The sequence below is a fragment of the Desmonostoc muscorum LEGE 12446 genome (assembly GCF_015207005.2).
Lineage (GTDB): Bacteria > Cyanobacteriota > Cyanobacteriia > Cyanobacteriales > Nostocaceae > Nostoc > Nostoc muscorum.
This window is the reverse complement of record NZ_JADEXS020000001.1, coordinates 3,467,113-3,485,811: the sequence shown is the minus strand read 5'-3', so window position 1 is coordinate 3,485,811 and position 18,699 is coordinate 3,467,113. Positions and strand designations below refer to the sequence as shown.

General features: G+C 41.8%; 18 protein-coding genes. 11 read left to right on the top strand and 7 right to left on the bottom strand.

Annotation, left to right across the window (positions count from 1 at the left end; all coding sequences use genetic code 11):
* Positions 1 to 277 precede the first annotated feature (277 nt).
* Positions 278 to 541 (bottom strand): photosynthetic electron transport-dependent transcriptional regulator PedR, encoded by a 264-nt coding sequence (gene pedR / locus IQ276_RS14975; protein ID WP_073644788.1) that lies wholly within the window; start codon positions 539 to 541, stop codon positions 278 to 280.
* Positions 542 to 903: 362 nt separating this feature from the next.
* Here pedR and IQ276_RS14970 point away from each other — a divergent pair, with 362 nt between their 5' ends.
* The gene (locus tag IQ276_RS14970; protein WP_193924196.1) at positions 904 to 1,881 is read left to right on the top strand and encodes a carbohydrate kinase family protein; all 978 of its coding nucleotides are present in this window, start codon (positions 904 to 906) and stop codon (positions 1,879 to 1,881) included.
* A gap of 173 nt (positions 1,882 to 2,054) precedes the next feature.
* Entirely contained in the window at positions 2,055 to 2,486 is a 432-nt protein-coding gene (locus tag IQ276_RS14965) for a DUF6006 family protein (protein ID WP_190882543.1), read from the top strand.
* 370 nt (positions 2,487 to 2,856) lie between these two features.
* Here the strand turns inward: IQ276_RS14965 and IQ276_RS14960 are convergent, their stop codons facing one another.
* Both IQ276_RS14960 and IQ276_RS14955 read right to left on the bottom strand, forming a co-directional pair.
* The gene (locus IQ276_RS14960; protein WP_193925835.1) at positions 2,857 to 3,522 is read right to left on the bottom strand and encodes a polysaccharide deacetylase family protein; all 666 of its coding nucleotides are present in this window, start codon (positions 3,520 to 3,522) and stop codon (positions 2,857 to 2,859) included.
* A gap of 19 nt (positions 3,523 to 3,541) precedes the next feature.
* Complete coding sequence (locus tag IQ276_RS14955; RefSeq protein ID WP_193925837.1) at positions 3,542 to 4,141, bottom strand: 4Fe-4S single cluster domain-containing protein; 600 nt, start codon at positions 4,139 to 4,141, stop codon at positions 3,542 to 3,544.
* Between the two features lie 189 nt (positions 4,142 to 4,330).
* Here IQ276_RS14955 and IQ276_RS14950 point away from each other — a divergent pair.
* From IQ276_RS14950 to IQ276_RS14930, 5 genes are all read left to right on the top strand, one after another.
* Positions 4,331 to 5,562 (top strand): ISAzo13 family transposase gene (locus IQ276_RS14950; RefSeq protein WP_193917262.1). Its coding sequence is split into 2 segments (ribosomal slippage): positions 4,331 to 4,811 and positions 4,811 to 5,562, totalling 1,233 coding nucleotides; the frame shifts between segments, so codons are not numbered across the junction.
* A gap of 379 nt (positions 5,563 to 5,941) precedes the next feature.
* Positions 5,942 to 6,826, top strand: a complete 885-nt coding sequence (locus IQ276_RS14945) for an RnfABCDGE type electron transport complex subunit D (protein ID WP_235115680.1) — start codon at positions 5,942 to 5,944, stop codon at positions 6,824 to 6,826.
* A gap of 72 nt (positions 6,827 to 6,898) precedes the next feature.
* Positions 6,899 to 8,275, top strand: a complete 1,377-nt coding sequence (locus IQ276_RS14940; protein WP_193919860.1) for a DUF2330 domain-containing protein — start codon at positions 6,899 to 6,901, stop codon at positions 8,273 to 8,275.
* 248 nt (positions 8,276 to 8,523) lie between these two features.
* Positions 8,524 to 9,174 carry a sigma-70 family RNA polymerase sigma factor gene (locus IQ276_RS14935; RefSeq protein WP_193919858.1) on the top strand — a complete coding sequence of 217 codons (651 nt, stop codon included), beginning with the start codon at positions 8,524 to 8,526 and terminating at the stop codon, positions 9,172 to 9,174.
* Positions 9,175 to 9,713: 539 nt separating this feature from the next.
* Positions 9,714 to 12,401 (top strand): CHAT domain-containing protein, encoded by a 2,688-nt coding sequence (locus IQ276_RS14930; protein WP_193919856.1) that lies wholly within the window; start codon positions 9,714 to 9,716, stop codon positions 12,399 to 12,401.
* 175 nt (positions 12,402 to 12,576) lie between these two features.
* On the opposite strand, the gene IQ276_RS14925 is transcribed toward IQ276_RS14930, so the two are convergent.
* From IQ276_RS14925 to IQ276_RS14910, 4 genes are all read right to left on the bottom strand, one after another.
* On the bottom strand, positions 12,577 to 13,116 hold the full coding sequence (locus tag IQ276_RS14925; protein WP_193919854.1) for a L,D-transpeptidase: 540 nt from the start codon (positions 13,114 to 13,116) through the stop codon (positions 12,577 to 12,579).
* 529 nt (positions 13,117 to 13,645) lie between these two features.
* Positions 13,646 to 14,161 (bottom strand): L,D-transpeptidase, encoded by a 516-nt coding sequence (locus tag IQ276_RS14920; RefSeq protein ID WP_190882247.1) that lies wholly within the window; start codon positions 14,159 to 14,161, stop codon positions 13,646 to 13,648.
* 113 nt (positions 14,162 to 14,274) lie between these two features.
* Positions 14,275 to 14,907: a bifunctional 4-hydroxy-2-oxoglutarate aldolase/2-dehydro-3-deoxy-phosphogluconate aldolase gene (locus IQ276_RS14915; protein WP_193919852.1), complete on the bottom strand. Its 633-nt coding sequence runs from the start codon at positions 14,905 to 14,907 to the stop codon at positions 14,275 to 14,277.
* Positions 14,908 to 15,030: 123 nt separating this feature from the next.
* The gene (locus IQ276_RS14910) at positions 15,031 to 15,168 is read right to left on the bottom strand and encodes a hypothetical protein (RefSeq protein WP_190884765.1); all 138 of its coding nucleotides are present in this window, start codon (positions 15,166 to 15,168) and stop codon (positions 15,031 to 15,033) included.
* Between the two features lie 49 nt (positions 15,169 to 15,217).
* Here IQ276_RS14910 and IQ276_RS14905 point away from each other — a divergent pair, with 49 nt between their 5' ends.
* From IQ276_RS14905 to IQ276_RS14890, 4 genes are all read left to right on the top strand, one after another.
* The gene (locus IQ276_RS14905; RefSeq protein ID WP_193925714.1) at positions 15,218 to 16,018 is read left to right on the top strand and encodes a hypothetical protein; all 801 of its coding nucleotides are present in this window, start codon (positions 15,218 to 15,220) and stop codon (positions 16,016 to 16,018) included.
* Positions 16,018 to 16,845, top strand: a complete 828-nt coding sequence (locus IQ276_RS14900; RefSeq protein ID WP_193925712.1) for a hypothetical protein — start codon at positions 16,018 to 16,020, stop codon at positions 16,843 to 16,845. Before IQ276_RS14905 ends, IQ276_RS14900 begins: the two co-directional genes overlap by 1 nt.
* A 132-nt stretch (positions 16,846 to 16,977) precedes the next feature.
* Positions 16,978 to 17,238 carry a hypothetical protein gene (locus IQ276_RS14895; RefSeq protein ID WP_193916293.1) on the top strand — a complete coding sequence of 87 codons (261 nt, stop codon included), beginning with the start codon at positions 16,978 to 16,980 and terminating at the stop codon, positions 17,236 to 17,238.
* A 324-nt stretch (positions 17,239 to 17,562) separates the two neighbouring features.
* Positions 17,563 to 17,835, top strand: coding sequence for a GlsB/YeaQ/YmgE family stress response membrane protein (locus IQ276_RS14890; protein WP_190882244.1), 273 nt, complete (start codon positions 17,563 to 17,565; stop codon positions 17,833 to 17,835).
* Positions 17,836 to 18,699 lie beyond the last annotated feature (864 nt).

Below are 18,699 nucleotides of genomic sequence, written 5' to 3'. Positions count from 1 at the left end.
ATTGGGAAAGTATTCCTAAATATTTATTTCCTATTTCCCAGTCCCCAATCCCCAGTCCCCAGTCCCTGATATTAAGGAATTCCGATCTTTATAGTTTCCGAGTCCGGAGGGTCAGCTGGCTACATTAACATAAACTCCTGCTGAGTCCGGAACTCGGAACTTTTGGTAGAGTGTTCACACTGAAAACTTATGTGTGAGGAGAGGAATAATCAGTAAAGCTCAACATTGGCTTATCAGCATACTACACCAGATCAATCGTGCTACTACAAGTTAATGTTTATTCGACCTGGTTGGGTAGAGTACAGCAATTGACATCATTCAAGCAGACTTTGCCCCACTGTAAAGCCCAGCGGACAAGGGCTACTCGATTTTCTGTCTCGGTTTTGGTGAGAATGTTACTGATATGGTTATCAACTGTACGCTTGCTAATTTCCAGTTTAACTGCAATCTCTTGGTTAGTTAAGCCAGCGGCCACTAAGTCGATAATTTGCAGCTCTCTGTCTGACAGACTAACAGGTGTCTCAGACTTGCCACCAGCCATGACTATCTCTATCCTCCCTTGGTATATGTACTCAATCGCTCTTTCTAATTCTAGAAGATTCTTTTGTTGGTAGGGTTTCAAGTGTTAGCAGGAATACGATTGTCAATATTTTCTTTCGATTTCAAGTTGCCAGGAATTTCACCAACAAGTTTCATATGTAAAAAATATAGCATATTTAGAGGTTTGATTATGGTTAAATTACTGAGAAAATAATGTGTGTTTTAGGGGCAGATACATGTTATTGGAGTAGTAAAAATTGCTATTTAATTCTATGAAGGACTGGCGACAGATTAGCAACAATTATTGTAGATTTTATACTGGAAATTCGTAATCCAAAATCGAAACCTAAAATCTAAAATGAAATGAGCAATCCCCGTGTTTTGTGCCTTGGTGAAATTTTGTTTGATTGTTTAGCCGATCAATTGGGGCTAAAGCTGGAAGAAGTGAAATCCTGGACTCCCTACCCAGGAGGGGCACCAGCTAATGTAGCCTGTGCTTTAGTCAAGCTGGGGACGCCAAGCGGTTTTATTGGAGCTGTTGGCGAAGATGAACCAGGAAATGCAGTGGTGAAGCTATTAGAAAATGTGGGTGTAGATACAACAGGGGTGCAACGCCATCCCACAGCACCAACGCGGCAAGTTTATGTGACACGGGATCTGGCTGGCGATCGCACTTTTGCTGGATTTGGTCAGTATGACACCTCTGAATTTGCCGATACTCGCCTACAAGCCAAACAATTGCCAGATTCGCTGTTTCAAGAAGCAGATTTTCTGGTTTTGGGCACCTTGGAATTAGCCTATCCTGAAAGTGAACAGGCAGTTTACCGCGCCCTACAACTAGCAGAACAATACGACCTGAAAATTGTGCTGGATGTCAACTGGCGTCCTGTATTTTGGGACGATCCAAACATTGCTCATCAAAAAATTCCAGAATTATTTAATAAAGTCGATTTCCTCAAACTCTCCAAAGAAGAAGCTGAATGGCTATTTGAAACCGCAGATCCGGGAGCAATAACTTACCGTCTGGGTTCTATTGAGGGAGTACTCGTCACAGATGGAGAAAATGGTTGCACTTATTGTTTAGGTGAAAACGAAGGCAAATTACCCTCCTTTTCCATCCCTGTAGTTGATACAACTGGTGCAGGGGACAGCTTTTTGGCAGGATTTATCCACCAGTTAAGTCAGAATGGCATCCACAGTTTGCGGGATGCAGAAACGGCAAAACGCATTGTCACCTATGCCAGTGCTGTTGGGGCATTGACTACGATTAAAGCAGGTGCGATCGCCTCTCAACCTACAGCGGCCGAAGTCGAAGCTTTTTTAGCCACACATCAACTTTAGGAATTAGCACAACTAGCGGGAATATCAGCTACCAAAGGCTGATATTCCCAACTAGAAAATATCTTCTCTGGAAATTTTAAATCTCCATGCTTTGATGATCTGCATAAATAGCAATGTCAATACATATAAGTGAATACAAAGTACAGATTACCTTAAGGTATTGGTAAAGCATTATGAAAAACATCACAAAATGGCTTTTGGGCTTGGCAATTGTTCCTGCAAGTTTGGTATTGGCATCTAGTCATGCTAAAGCCAGTCAGGTTGCTGGTGAGTGGTTCTTTGGTCTTTGGGACTGTAATATTGACGGTAGACCAGCCCAAATGCAGTGGAAAGTAGTCGATGACTCACAAACTAGTTGTATTGGTAATATTTGCTCTACTACTTCTGGTGTCCGTCTCGTCGGGCGGTTTAGTGATAACGGTAGTGCATGGGTTCCTCTAGGAAAACGTTTTTCCAGCACACAAAGACAGGATTTGGGTATTCGTTATTTAGGTGCGGAACAAGATAATTGGTATCTCAAATACAACAGTCATACTAGAATCGCAGATGGTTGGACGACATGGCGGGGTAACCGCTATCCACTGCAATGTCGTAATCGCAGATAAAGATTTGCCAAATTAAGCAAAAGATGTAAGCCTTCTAGACCTAATAAATTCTCATTATGAGTCTTCAATAAAGGGCACAGCAGTGCTGTGCCCCTACGAAAAACGTGGTTTTTGAATTAATTATCCATGTTTGGTATTTCCTGTGAATGCGTAATACGATTTCACGAAAACCTTGATACAGATAGATTTCTCGTAGGGGCACGGCACTGCCGTGCCCTTACCAACTTGTGTATACACGGTAGCCTTTTTAAGGGGGGTTAGGGGGAATCTAAAAGTGATCGCTTCTGTGTTCACTCAAAACAAATTTGTTGAATTCGGGCAGTCGTTTATTGAGGTTGTTGCTTAATAAAGACGAGAAGCGTATTAAATTTCATCGTTGCCATAAACGATCGACAGTTACAAACTTATAGCCTTGTTGTAGCAGTTTGGGAATGAGAATTTTGATTGTGGCAGCAACATCTTGTCCACCACAAGCACCATCATGTAAGACAATCAGCGAACCATTTTTGACTTGCTGCATAACTCGTTGTACTACGGTGGTGACGCCTGGTCGCACCCAATCTTCTGGTACAACACTCCACATCACTGGGCGGTAATTCCACTGAGAAAATAATTTTAAAGTACCAGGTGTAAATAAACCATTGGGGGGGCGGACATCCCGCACTTGTTCGGGTTGCAGATTGCAAGCATTGTAGATGGCAGCTTGGGTTTTTTCTAAACTCTCTTTCAGGTCTTTTGGGGAAAGCATGGGAAAAGAGCGATGATCGTAACCATGTAATCCGATCCAGTGTCCGCGATCGCTCACACCTTTGGCAATGGCTGGTGAACGGTTGACGCAAGCACCCAACCAAAAAAAACTCGCTGTAATTTTGTAGTGGTCTAAAACTGCCAAAACTTCCGGTGTATATTGCGGATGAGGCCCATCATCGAATGTCAGGGCGATCGCTTGAGAATGGGGATTTCCAACCCAAAGGCAATTGGGAAAACTCGGCTGGAGAATGCGGTAGAAAATTGGGAACAGGGGAGCAAATTGCATAGAGAGACTTTTCTGCTGTTCAAAAATCAACAGCTAATTTAAATTTGCTAGAGAAATCTTGGGGTGGAACACCTACCATTAAGGCTGACTCATTACGCAGATGCAATTCTACATCTCGTTGGCGATCGCTAAATAAGCTGGCTTCATGCAAGTGACGGGAAGTGAGAAAATGTACCACTTGATTGCTAGAACCTCGCCAACCTTTGTTGTCATTTAGTTCTGGGATATACTGTCCGTCAATGAGAACGTCAACGAGAGTCAAAATTGTATTGATATTTGGATCTGATTTGGTTTGTAGCTGCTTGAGAGTAAAGCCACTGTAACAAATGATAGACAAGTCACGGTGTCGGCGAAGATAAATAAATAATTCACATAAAGCAGTTGCTTGCAGCATTGGTTCTCCGCCAGAAACAGTTAAACCCTCTATACCAGGTACAGAGAGGATGTAATCAGCAAGTTTGAAAGGATCAACTAATGTGGCTTGCTGCTGGGGAATCCAATCTGGAGAAATGCAATTTTCACAGCGAAAGCAGCAGCCTTGTACCCAGATTACAAAGCGTTGGCCAGGGCCAAGGGTGCGAGTAACTGGACAAATTTCGGCAACGTTGAGCAAAGTCATAGGTTGATTTCCACAGAGCAATCCCTTTTTAAATCAAGTTAAGGGACTTCCAGAAAATAAACTATTCCATTAGCAATAATGATAATCATTTTTAAGGGGGATGAAGGGGCTGCCGACGGCAGCCCCTTCATCCCCCTTTTGTAGTAATTTGAATAATGATTGAGTTTTTGAGTGTGGCAACTGGTGACTATAGTATTAACTGATTCTCTTAAAAAGTTGTTGATTGAAACTGCATCTCAATTAAAAGGTGCTGAAAAGCGTAAATTTATGGCACAGACAGTTCAGGGCTTAGGTTTAGGAGGGCAAAGGCTTGCACAATCAGAACTAGGATGGAATAGAGACACAATTCGGAAAGGGACAAGAGAATTAAAAAGCGGTATTACTTGTGTTGATAACATGAGTGGCAAAGGACGTTATAAAGCAGAAGAACACCTACCAAATCTTTTAGAAGATATAAAAAATTTAGTTGACTTTTATAGTCAAACAGATCCGAGTTTTAAAAGTCAAAGACTATATACTAGACTCAGTGCAGCCGAAGTCAGAAAGCAATTAATCGAAAAGTATGGTTACAGCGATGAAAAGTTACATACATCAGAAACAATTCGAGTCAAATTAAATAATTTAGGTTACAAGCTCAGAAGGGTAAAGAAAGTTCAACCTCAAAAAAAATTCCACAAACTGATGCAATCTTTGAGCAATTAGACATTGTAAATAAAGATGCTTCAGAAGATAAGAGTGTTTTACGTCTAAGCATGGACGGAAAAGCCCGTGTTAAGATCGGCTCATTTGACCGAGGGGGTAAAAGCAGGGATGGAGCGAAGGCTGACGACCATGATTATAATCCGAAGACAACTGTAACTCCTTATGGTATCTTTCTTCCAGAGCTTGATGAGCTATTTTTATACTTTACGGAATCGAAAGCTACAAGCGATTTTATTGTTGATATTCTAGAAGATTTTTGGTTAGAAGAAAAGCATCGTTTTTCTGATATTCAAACCCTACTTCTCAATCAAGATAACGGGCCACAGAATAGCTCACGGCGTACTCAATTTATGAAACGTATAGTAGAGTTTGTGCAAAAACATCAAGTAAATATACGTTTAGCTTACTATCCGCCCTATCATAGTAAATATAATCCGATAGAAAGGACGTGGGCAGTACTAGAAAATCACTGGAATGGTAGCATTTTAGATGAACTAGAAACGGCTCTAAATTTTGCCAGCACTATGACATGGAACGGGAAACATCCAGTCGTTAAGTTAGTACACGAAACTTATGAGAATGGGGTCAAGCTTACAAAAAAAGCTATGGCTCAAATTGAAAAACAGATTGAGCGGCTAACCGATTCTACTCATGAAGTTTTCCCAAATTTAGGTAATTGGTTTATTGATATTTGTTGTAGTAAAACAAAAGTTATTTGATTTTAATAACAGCATTTATTTAGCTACAAAACATACTAATCCTACACTGTTTAACTTTAAAATAGATGACAAGTGTATAGATTCTTCATGCATAGATGATCGGGAGAAAAGGGGTTGCCGAGGGCAACCCCTTTTCTCCCCCCCCCCTTAAAATGATTATCATTCTTGAGAAAACATATTTCTTGTTTTTCTTGGAATAATTTATTCTTTGGAAGTCCCTAATTCAAAGTGAACTTTTTGTTTTCACCACTCATATTCTGACTCCAGTGCCTTACTAGTTGCTCTGTTTTGTAACAAAATCTGTAACAGCAACATCATTTGAGTTAGCACTCGTCTAAATTGATGAGACATCTACGGGTAATCCCCGAATTAATAGATTATGTTGCTCAAAGATATACGAGACTACCAAATTCTATTTCTGGGCTTATTCCTAGTCTTGGGAATCGGTACACGAGACTGGACACTGCGACCAGAGTTGATTGCAGTAGCGATCGCCACTTCTCTAACAACTCAATCGATATTGTCATTAGTCATTGGTCATTGGTCATTTGCAAACAAAGAGGGACAAAGCCTAAATCTTCGCAGTGCTTTAATTACCTCTTTGGGACTGAGTTTGCTGTTGCGGGCTGATCATTGGACGACAATGGCGATCGCCGTAGCAAGCGCCATCGCCAGCAAATTTATCTTCCGAGTCGGCGATAAGCATTTCTTTAATCCTGGCAATTTTGGCATTATTTGTGCCTTGATTTTCACCCGCGACGCTTGGGTTTCACCAGGACAGTGGGGTGAAGAGTGGTGGTATGGGCTAGTATTTGCCGGTACTGGGGGCATGGTTTTGCAACGAATTGGTCGCTGGGACACCACAGCAGCTTTTTTAGGTGCATATTCCCTGTTAGAAGCGATTCGCAATCTCTGGCTGGGTTGGACTTGGGATGTTTACTGGCACCGATTGATGAGCGGATCTTTGCTGTTGTTCGCTCTATTTATGATCACCGATCCGCGATCGATCCCCAATTCCCGAATTGGGCGCGTAGTTTGGGCAATGTGCATCGCTGGATTAACTTTTATCCTGCGGAATTATTTCTTTCTTTCCACCGCAGTTTTTTGGGCACTCTTCATCCTTGCACCATTGACTATTCTGATAGATTTTCTTTGGTCAGCCCCGAGGTTTTTTTGGCAAAGGGGGGATGAGGGGGATGGGGGAGATGAGGGAGATGAGGGGGATGAGGGAGATGGGGGAGAACTCTTAACTCTGCCAATTTAAGACTTTGAATTCAATAAAAAATCCAAAATCCAAAATCCAAAATCTAAAATCCAAAATACAAAGAGGTATAAAATGAAAATTTTTCGACTTTTGACGCCATTATTGTTGGCAATTGTAGTTGTTTTGTGCTTTGCGCCGGCAGCTTGGGCATTTTGTGGATTTTATGTAGCGAAAGCTGATACAAAGCTGTATAACAAAGCATCTCAGGTAGTAATAGCGCGAAATGGCGATCGCACTGTCTTGACAATGGCAAACGATTTTCAAGGCCAAGTCAAAGATTTTGCAATGGTGGTGCCCGTGCCAACGGTAATACAAAAAGAGCAAGTCCGCGTGGCGGAACCCAAGATTATTGAACGTTTAGATGCTTTTAGTGCGCCGCGATTGGTCGAATATTTTGACTCAGATCCTTGTGCCCCAGTTTACGAGTATGACAGACCACTAGCAGCACCAGCACCAGCAGCAAGCAATGAGTCAGGGAGGGCTAGAGGTGATGATAGTTTGGGTGTGACGGTAGAAGCACGTTTTAATGTGGGTGAATACGACATCGTGATTCTCAGTGCTAAAGAATCTGGCGGACTGGAAACTTGGCTTCAACGCAATGGCTACAAAATTCCTAGAGGTGCCAAACAGTTACTTAAACCCTATGTCCGCTCCTCAATGAAATTCTTTGTTGCCAAAGTTAACTTAGATAAATTCGAGAAATCTGGCTACCAATACCTTCGTCCGCTACAAATTTCTTACCAGTCACCCAGATTCATGTTACCAATTCGTTTGGGCATGATCAACGCCACCACAGAGCAGGATTTAATTGTTTACATCCTCTCAGCGGAAGGACAGGCAGAAATCACTAATTACCGCACGGTGAAAATCCCCTCCAATGCCAACATTCCCTTATTTGTGAAAAATGAATTTGGTGAATTTTACAAATCCATGTTTCAAACTGTCTACACCAAAGAAGACAAGAAAGTTGGTTTTTTAGAATACGCTTGGGACATGGGTAATTGCGATCCCTGTTCTGCCGATCCCCTAACCCCAGAAGAACTCAAGCAAGCAGGCGTATTTTGGCTAGATGATAATTCTGCCAGTAATGTACCAGCACCCCCGAACTTTCGTCGTCCCTTTCCTGGAAGTAATGTCTTCATCTCCCGATTGCATGTCCGCTACACCCGCGACAAATTCCCAGAAGACTTGATATTCCAACAAACTGGTAATCGTGATTCCTTCCAAGGGCGTTATGTTTTGCAACATCCCTTCCAAGGAGAACTCAAGTGTCAGGCGGGTAGAGAATATAAGCGTTCTTTGCCCAAGCGTTTTGAACAAGAAGCACAAACCCTAGCTAAGCTAACCAACTGGAATATCCAAGACATTCGTAACAAAATGAAACTGAGTGTAAGTAATCTCAGACTTTCTTGGTGGGAAAATCTTCTGTCTTGGTTCGGATTGTATTGAGGGGACTAGGGATTGGGGACTGGGGATTAGGTACTGGGGAGCAAGGAAAATTAGAGACTTGTTTATCCAGTTCAAAGGTGGATTCATCCAGTTCAAAGACTCAAAATACCTATTCCCCAGTCCCCAGTCGCCAATCCCTATTCCCCACTCCCTTTGAAAAAAGATACAGTATCGTGACGAAAGGTAATTTTCTAAGGCGTTGTTATACGCAATACTAAGATATTCTTGCTTTGTTCCTCAAGATTGTCATGGTTCAATTCGATGAACAGCTACGCCGCTTAGTTACCGAAGCCTGTGGATACCCACCTGGAACCCCTCAGCGTCAGAAGCTGCTCACACAAATTATTCGTCTGACAGCAAGTAGACTCTGGAGGGAAAGTACTCCCTATTATCAAGACGCACTACAACAAACTTGGTTGTATTTCTGCCGTAATGTTTGTGAGGGTTTGACAGGTCAAACATATGACCCCGATTATGGTACCGTAATCACCTGGCTGAATGCTTACCTAAAACGGAGACTACAAGACTTTTACCTTAATCAAAACCGGGAACAAGCCACAACAGTCCCTCTTAGGATTCGTCAGTCTACATCTGGTGGAACAAGTGAAACCATTGATCCTGTAGATAACCTCCCGGCTACCCCCCAAGCACCTCCAATTCTCGAAGATTTGGAGAACTGGGCCAATACAGACTCTGATGGAGAACTGCGCCGTACTTGTATCAAAGGGCGTCCAGATGTCAATTGTCAGGTGTTAATTCTCAAACGCCTACCCCCGGAAGTTAGCTGGAGAGAGTTGTCTGAGGACTTTGGGTTGTCAATTCCGACATTGAGTAGTTTTTATCAGCGCCAGTGTGTACCGCGTTTGCGTAAATTCGCAGAATCGGAGGGATTGTTTTGACATCTCCCCCGGTTGGGAACACGGGGGATTCTAGACTCTTTGCAACAGATCGATCATCTGTAGGGTAGCACCGCTGTGCTACCCTACCCAGTGTATTTGTCGCATTTTTTTTTCAAATTGGTATCAGACGCTTTTGATCGCTACCGAAAAACTCCAATAACAGCAATACTTACACAAAAATCACTCAAGAAGTAGAGATTTAAAGAATAAAACTTCATCCAAATCCTGATAAATAAGATTGTAGAAGCTCAGAGATTGTTGATGGATGCCAATGGTAACATTACCCTGGTAGTCCAAGTACCTACAGTTAGTCCTGTGCGTTCGTAGTTATCGAACAGCAATATTGGCGTCAGTCGTCAGAATTCAGTTGGGTATTCTGACCGAAAAAGCGGATAGCGTAGCGTCTGAATAACTGGGTTTAAGACCCCCACAAAACAAGAAAATTTAGTGGTGCAACAATTCAGTGGCGGGTATGAATCCCCACTGAAAAATTGCTGAATTCTGAATTCTGTATTCTTCTTCAATACCTACTTCTTGCTATGCCCATAACTCAAACAACCAGGTTTTCCGGCGCAAATTCTCTAAAAGTTAAAAGGCAAAAAGCAATACGTTTGTCTTTTTACTTCTTAATAGGTTTGTTATGCATTCTCGGTTCACCTGTGCTGGCAAAAGTTCCTGACTCAATCAATTCTTCAGTCCAATTACCAATTAACAGCACTATGTCGGTGGTTGTAGCTACTGACCCCGCCTCACTAGTACAGCAAGGCAAAGTTTTATACGATGCGGGAAACTTTGCCCAGGCGGTAGAAGTGTTGCAAAAAGCTGTCCAGGTATATCAGCAGCAAGGGGAGAGTCTCAGATTAGCAGCAACATTGAGTAATCTTTCCCTAGCTTATCAGCAGCTCGGTGAATGGAGTCAAGCGCAGCAGGCAATTACAGAAAGCTTAAATTTGCTCAAAGCACAGGATAAAAACCCAAATCTGCAAATATTCGCCCAATCACTCGATATTCAAGGCCGTCTGCAACTGGCAATGGGACGGCCTGAGGCGGCTTTAGCAACTTGGCAGCAGACGGAAAAAATTTATAAACAAGCAGATAATCAAAATGGTGTGGTGCGATCGCTCATTAATCAAGCACAAGCATGGCAAGCCCAAGGATTTTACCCTCGTGCGATCAAAACACTCGATAAAGTCAGTCAGACGTTACAATCTCAACCAGATTCTATAGAAAAGACGGTGAGTTTGCGATCGCTCGGTGATGCCCTTTTGGTAGTAGGCAATCTCAAAAAATCACACGAAGTCCTAGAAGAAAGTCTCAGAATTGCTCGCCACCTGCAATCAAATGCAGATATTGGCGCAAGTCTGTTCAGCTTGGGGAATAATGCCCTCAAACAACACGATCATGCAAATGCGATCGCCTATTATCAACAAACAGTTGCAGCATCTCCCTCAGCCCTGACAAAAGTCCAAGCCCAACTCAATCACCTGGGCTTAGTCATTGAAGACCAACAATGGCGAGAGGTTCAAACTCTTTTACCATCAATTGAATCTCAACTCGACCAACTCCCCCTCAGCCGTGCTAGCATCTATGCCCGCGTAAACTATGCACAAAATTTAACTAAAGTCAAGACTAATGACTTCCAAGTATCAACTAAAAACTCTTCCCCCCCACTCAGCACTCAGAACTCAGCAGTATTATTCGCCAGTGCCATCGAGCAATCCCGCAGTTTAGGCGACAAGCGGGCAGAGGCTTATGCCTTCAAAAGTTTAGGTGGTTTGTACGAACAAACCAAACAGTTGTCAGAGGCGCAAAACCTAACTCTGCAAGGATTAGCTTTAGCACAGAGCAGCAATGCACCAGAAATTACCTATGCATTAGAGTGGCAGTTAGGTAGATTACTGTGGGCACAAAAAGATATTAAAGGTGCGATCGCAGCCTATGATGCTGCTGTGGAAACTCTCCAGTCTCTCCGCAGAGATTTAGTAGTAAATAAGGACGTAGTTAATCAGGATGTGCAATTCAACTTTCGGGACAGCGTAGAACCCGTTTACCGACAGTCAGTAGAATTATTACTACAATCTCAACAAGGAAAAGCAGATGAGAAAATATTGGAGAAAGCACGCCAGCGAATTGAAGCACTCCAGCTAGCAGAATTGGACGACTTCTTCCGCGAAGCTTGTTTGCAAGGTCAGAGAGTAGCCCTCGATCAAGTAGTAGACCGAGATAATCCCAGCGCCGCCATTCTGTATCCAATTATTCTTCCGCAAGAACTCCAGGTAATTGTCAAAATTCCCAACCAACCCCTGCAAAACTACAGTACCAAGATTTCCCAAACAGAAGTAGAGAACCTCTTAGTAGAACTGCGAAGAAATCTTGTTAATCCCACTGCTACCAAAACTGTTAAAATCCAGTCACAACAAGTTTACAACTGGCTGCTCAAACCCATTGAGTCAGAATTACAACAAAGTAGCGTCAATACCCTAGTGTTCGTTCTAGATGGTTTGTTACGCAATATACCAATGTCGGCTCTCTACGATGGCAAGGAATACTTAGTAGAGAAATATGCAGTTGCTCTGAGTGTAGGTCTGCAACTCCTAGACCCAAAACCCCTGGTGGAACAGAAACTAGTAGCTCTCACGGCAGGATTAACTCAGCCACCGCCAGGATTTTCCAAGTTTGCCCCATTACTTGGGATCAAATCTGAATTTGACGGTATTACCAAAGCAGGAGTTTCGACAACTAGTCTGTTGGATGGAGATTTTAAGAAAAAGAATTTAGAAACTGAAATTTCTGCTACTTCATTCAACATAGTGCATTTGGCAACCCACGGTCAGTTTAGTTCTCGCCTTGAGGACACTTTTATTTTGGATTTTGATGGTGAGATTAACGTCAAAGATTTCGATACTCTCTTCGGCAGTCAAAGTAAAAGCATAGTAGAACTACTAGTTTTGAGTGCTTGCCAGACAGCAACAGGAGATAGCCGCGCCGCACTTGGTCTAGCAGGAGCAGCTGTACGAGCTGGCGCACGTAGTACCATTGCCTCACTCTGGCAAATTGATGATAAATCAACTGCGATGTTTGTGAGTGCCTTCTATCGAGAACTCAAGAGTGGCCAAATCACCAAAGCCGAAGCTGTCCACCGTGCCCAGCTAAAACTCCTGAAACATCCTAACTACAATGCACCAAGCTTTTGGTCTTCCTATGTGTTGATTGGCAATTGGTTGTAATTTCGAGACTGAGAACTGCAAAACCCTCTACTGAAGCAGTACCCTGCATTCTTTGTCCAAATTAGTAAGCTGTTCCACATCTACTTTGCATATCTAAATTTAATGAAAGTCTTGTGGGGTGGGCATCTTGCACGCCCTATTTATGCAATTTAAATGTGGAACAGCTTATTAGGAATTATTTATGCACCACGACTAAAGTTCCCGTTGAAGCCCAGTTGTAAAGATTACGAGCTTGCTTAACAGGTAAATTCACGCAACCGTGGCTGACTGGAGTCCCAAAACGATTATGCCAGTAAGCACCGTGGATGGCATAGCCTCCATAGAAATACATTGTGTAAGGAACATCAGGAATATTGTAGCCCCTGCCCCGCATCCGGTGAGTACGATACTTAGAATTAATCCGAAATCTACCTATGGGTGTGGGGGTCGATCGCTTCCCTCCAGAAATTCGGTATGAATGAACAAGTTTTTTACCTTCCCATCCACGTAAGCGTTGCTCTGACAAGTCAATTTCAATCCAGCGAGGTTGGGATGTTTGGCTGATACTAGATACAGTGATGCTGTTTTCATTGACTGACGTGGCTTTGGCTGTAGTGGAGTTAAGAGTACCTGCTAACGGCGGTGACCAAGAAAATAAAGTCGCCACCATCAGCGCCACGCCTGTACAAAAAGTTTTTGAGGAACGAATTCCACCACTGCGAATCCAGGATTGCATTATGCCTCACCTTCTAAACTACGCAAAAATCATGAAGTGAAGTAATTTTCTAGAAAACTACAAATTTCTAGCAAAACTTCTAGCTGACTGTGGAGGATTTACGCAATTTATCCGTTAATGTTCGACATTTGTCCTTTGTTATCGATCAATGATTAATGACCAATAACAACCTTGACAAAAAATCTGTAATTTCAACACTAAATGCAAATTTTCCCCAAATTAATACTTGCATTGGCAATTTCACACAAAAATTGTCAGGATTTCCGCTTATTTATTTTAGGCAAATCGTGTCATCCAAAATTGGCATATATAGATAGGATTTTGGACATTTATGGAACAACTTTTTCATCCAAAATCTCAAACCTAAAATCCCAAGTTTGTATTAATGCCATACTCTATATTTTACTTGAAGTTGAATAATTCCGATTCCGAAGATTCCCAGCAATATTTGATGCTGGGAATCTCTCAATTGTCTTGATTTGCAGTTATTTATAATTTTCCTCAAATTGGCTTTTGATCGGTTCACTTACTATTTATGGATGACTACTGGTGTCCCTACTGATGCCCACTCGAATAGCCATTTAGCATGTTTGGGTGCAAGATTTACGCAGCCGTGACTTACTGGAGTGCCAAATTTCTTATGCCAGTAAGCACCGTGAATGCCGTAATTACCTTGGTAAAACATTGCATAAGGGACGTTAGGAACATTGTAGTTTTCTCCCCGCATTCGTGTAGTTTTGAACTTGGATTGAATCTTAAAAGTACCAACTAGGGTAGGAGTAGATTTTTTACCAGAGGAAATAGAGCTTCCATAAACTACTTTGTCACCTTCCCAAGCTATTAATCGTTGCTTTGAAAGATTAATTTGAATCCAGCGCTTATCCGATTTTTGTAATGTCTGAATTGTTTGTGCAATCACTTGATTTTTGGAATTTGCCCAAACTTCACTAGTTCCAGTAGTAGTAAAAACACTTAAGGACAGTGCTGTCCCAGCGAGGAGTATTTTTAAGCTACGCACCCAGTCAGGATAAATCAGTCTTTTCATACTAGATACACTCACACTAAAATTATCTGGTCTTAGGAAAGTTATCAGTTTTCACTTTTATTTCCATATCTACTACTTTAATAGACATGAATTTTTGATGATTTGATTCTAAGTTAACCTAACTGTTGCATCAGCTTTCTAGCTTTGGTTGCGATCGCCTCCCAATTCCCTTCACTGACAAGCTTTTTGGGAAATAATTCACCGCTCAAACCCACGGCGATCGCTCCTGCTTGTAAAAATTCTTTAGCATTTTCCACAGTCACGCCGCCAGTGGGAATTAAGGGAATCTCACCCAAGGGCCCTTGCAAACTTTTAATATAATCAGCCCCTCCCAGCGCTTGCACGGGAAACACTTTTACACAACTAGCACCCTGACTCCAAGCGGTAACAATTTCTGTAGGAGTCAGCCCTCCTGGGATAATGGGCACATGTTTTTCTTGTGCTGCTTGAATCATTGCCGAGTCAACATGGGGTGTAAACAGGAATTGTGCCCCAGAAGCGATCGCTTCTTCTAGCTGCTGCACATTGAACAGCGTACCAGTGCCAATAATACAGCCTGGTAATTCCCAACGTAGTTGACTGATTAATTCCCCGGCGCGATCGCTATTCCAGGTGATTTCAATTAGCTGCATTCCCCCAGATGCCACAGCCATCGCCATTTCCCGCCCCCATTCCATTTTAGGAGCGCGGATAACTGCGATCGCTCGATGTTTTTGCAACTGTGATAACCAAATTTGATTAGGCATTGATTGGGAATGGGGCATGGGGCAGGGGCATTGGAAGCTAGGATTCGGCTGTGCAAACTAGTTTCCTAATACCTAATTTTCAATACTAATACCCAATCCCCAACGCCCATACTCCCTAGCTATCTAGTTGGTATACAAAGCAGGTAAGCTGAGGAAAGCACCTAGCAGCAGTAAAAAATTAGTGATAGTAAAGTTGCCTCGCCATCGCCCAGAACGAAAATTCAGTAACATCAAACGAATAATTTTAGAATGTTCGCTCATCGAATGTGTGCATTGTGGTAAAGAGTTAGTTCTACGTAGACCAAGGCACATGCGTAAAACCATTCAAACAATGGATGGTGCAGTGTTTGTGGCAGGTAAAAGTAAAGAATGTACCAATCCCAATTGCACACATTTTGGTAAACATTACTACGCTACTGGGGTGCTAAAGTACAGTCTGCCTTACAGTACCTACGGGCTAGACGTGCTGGCATTTATTGGTTGGCAACATGAACATGAGCATCAACAGTTGGTAGAAATTCAACGCTCATTAAACCAGCGCGGTGTTGAAATTAACGAAAGCAATGTGGGCAAGTTATACGGTCAATTTTTGGCACTGTTGGGTGGAACGATTGCACATACGGCTGAGAAGTTAGCTGCGACAGCGATTGAACATGGTGGTTTGATTTGGGCAATTGATGCCTTACAGCCAGAGGGTCATGGGACTTTGTTGTATGTGTTATACGAGGTATTAAGTGGCACACCAGTTAGTGCAATTCAATTGCCACAGGCACAAGCACAACGGTTAATTGAGTGGCTGCAACCATATAAGGAGTTGCCGTACACAGTGCTGGCAACATTATCAGATGGGGAATCAGCAATCATCGCGGCAATAAATTCAACTTGGACAGATGTACCACATCAACGTTGTCAGGCACACTTCCTAAGTAATTTGAGTGAATCTGTGCTGCCATTAGATACAAAGCTCCGACAGCAATTAAAGGCAGATTTAGACGGGCTGCCAAAAGTTCCTGATTACTCTGAAAGACCCCAAAAACCAAGCTCCGAACAGCAGCTAGATAGTACCCCCCTTTTTCAGTCATCCCCTATTTGTCACGAGACGCAGAATTAATGGCAGTGGAAGCTCAAATTCGTGCGGCGATTCGGGATTGTGTCAATCGCACAAGTCGCAAACCGTTTAGTTGGGGTGGTTTAATGGGCTACCAGCAACTATTAGCTATTGGAGAAGTACTACGTAGTTTACCATACCGGGAAATTGATACAGATTATTTATCTCTGTTATCAGTATGGGTGGACCTTGCCTTAAGTAATAATCGTTCAGTCGCGTCTGACTTGTCAGAGGCGCACCAATGGTTGCGACGAATTGCTAATTGTTTGCGCTATCCTAATAATTCTGACCGTACCTCAGATGATGTAATCGATATTACAGAGACTGCCCAAATCCCTTTAACAAGCTTTCAAGTTCGGCGTGAGATGGAAGAGTTATTACAGATGTTTCAACCTGACCATCAACAAAATCCGGCACAGTTTGCTCTCAAAAAAAAGTTACAACGTTTATGGGATAAATACAGTACTGACTTATTACACTGCTATGATATCCCTGGTTTGCCACCAGATAACCTGAAAATCGAGTCTTTATTTAGTCATTTGCGTCGCCATCAGCGACGTATTAGTGGACGCAAATCAACTGTTGAATTACGTGATTTGGGCCAATATCAAGTTCTATTTGTAGCTCAAAACGAAAAACAGTTACTTCAACAAATTCGGGAAGTACCTATAGCTGAGTATAAAACTCAACGTCGTAGATTAGCGATCGCACAAGCTCCTCGCCAACAAAAACGTCGCCTTCATCGTAATCCAGTTAGCACAATACAATCTTTGGTCAATCAACATCAGGGACTTCTCACTGTGCTTGAGTTTCAAGCTCTTAAATACTAATTAGACAGCCAGGGCCCATACTTGCTTCTTGAATCAAGTTATGAGATATTACATATAAATAACGTTAAATCTATCGAGTTACCGTAGTTTAAACTAAATGTCTCAGTGGTTGGGATTAAAGGAGTAATTCAAATGACAATTGCACAACAAAACACAGCAGCATTGTTTCAGGATTCCAAGAGCGTCAATCTAGCTGTTTTGTCGAGGTTTATACAACTATCTACAACAAAACTCAAGGTATTTTGGTGGCATATTCACGCATATGGGACGATTTTAGGTGTGATGCTGTTGACTTTGATCAGTTTCATTTACCTGATAATCCATCGGTATTTGAGCAAGCTGCTACCAGTTCTAGTGCATCGAGATGAATGGAAGATTAGCAGTACTAAGTGAGGAATCGTGGCGGTTTGTGATTAGTCATTCGTAACTGACTAATCACAAACCACAAATGACACTTCTAGTAGAGGAGATAGCTAATTGAAAATGCATATACTGCAATTACCAAGCAATAGTTTGATAGCTTCTAGTTAAAGACCTACTAGGAGCTTTTTTTTGCTTGATTATCTACCTCAATAGGAGGATATATACAATAACTGAGTACTAATTCAACTACTCCTGATGGATATGAATAATTGATTCTGATGATGGATGGAGTCCCAAGATTAAGATTGCTAATATTAGTTCTGTAAGTAAAAAACGTTTACCAAATTAATAACCATGAATATTCTTGCTTGGATTGTTTTAGGTCTAATTGCTGGTGCCATCGCTAAAGCTATCTACCCTGGTCATCAAGGTGGCGGAATTCTAGGAACAATTTTGTTAGGAATTATTGGTGCTTTTGTTGGCGGTAGTTTAGGTATCTTTTTCAGCACAGGAACGTTAACTCTAGCGGCTCCTACTCTGAGTATTCCAGGTATTGCAGTAGCAGTTTTGGGTGCAATTGTAGCGGTTTTCCTGTGGAACTTATTAACCCGTCGCACTACTGTATAGTAACAAAACTGCGGTCAACCGACCCAGAAAGTTTAGGAAATTCATTTAATTATTTTATCTGTGAATTAAATCAAAAAAAATAGCGTCATCTTCATGAGAAGGTGGCGCTATTTTTTAATTATGCTTAAATTGAACAATAATTATTAGCCCAGGACTAATGCGGTGAAATTATAACAGCGATCGCATGGAATACAAAAAAATTGTAGGGCAGTAAAGCTGTGCATCCCTACCGTGTGCCTCATTTAAATGAAAATTTATCTATGAATCAGTTTTTATTTTTGAAAACATATATAGAGTGTGTTACCGACAGACCAATACTCTATTTTTAAGGGTTTCGTGCGTTAGAAAAAAGTTCATAACGCACCCTAAAATAGTTAGATTTTGTTCAAAATTCAAATAGTAATTCTATCGGGTGTGTTAAAAGTTTAGCCTAGCACAGCACGGCGTAAATAAACCAACCATTTCAAAGGTCTCAAACCCTTATGAACAGGTAATTACGAATTACGAATTACGAATTACGAATTACGAATTACGAATTACGAATTACGAATTACGCCTTGCAGTACTAGCGCACCCTACTTAAGATTTACTTTATAAATGCTCTCGAAAATGTATGTTATGGTGATTATAGGAATCAAAAAAGTCAAAGTACAAAAAACTTCCAAAGAAATTGAGGCAAGCTCAATAAAGTTGTTTTGTTCTGGTAAATCTGCTTCATAATCTACAGCTTTTTCTAACGAAGAGATAAAGCCAGAGCAACTAAGATAGTGTTCTTCGTAACAACTTGAAGTCAATTAGAACTTGCCCGAGTATTAGCAAGCAAAAGTTCGCTAACCTAGCTAGCATTACACACCAGATGCGATT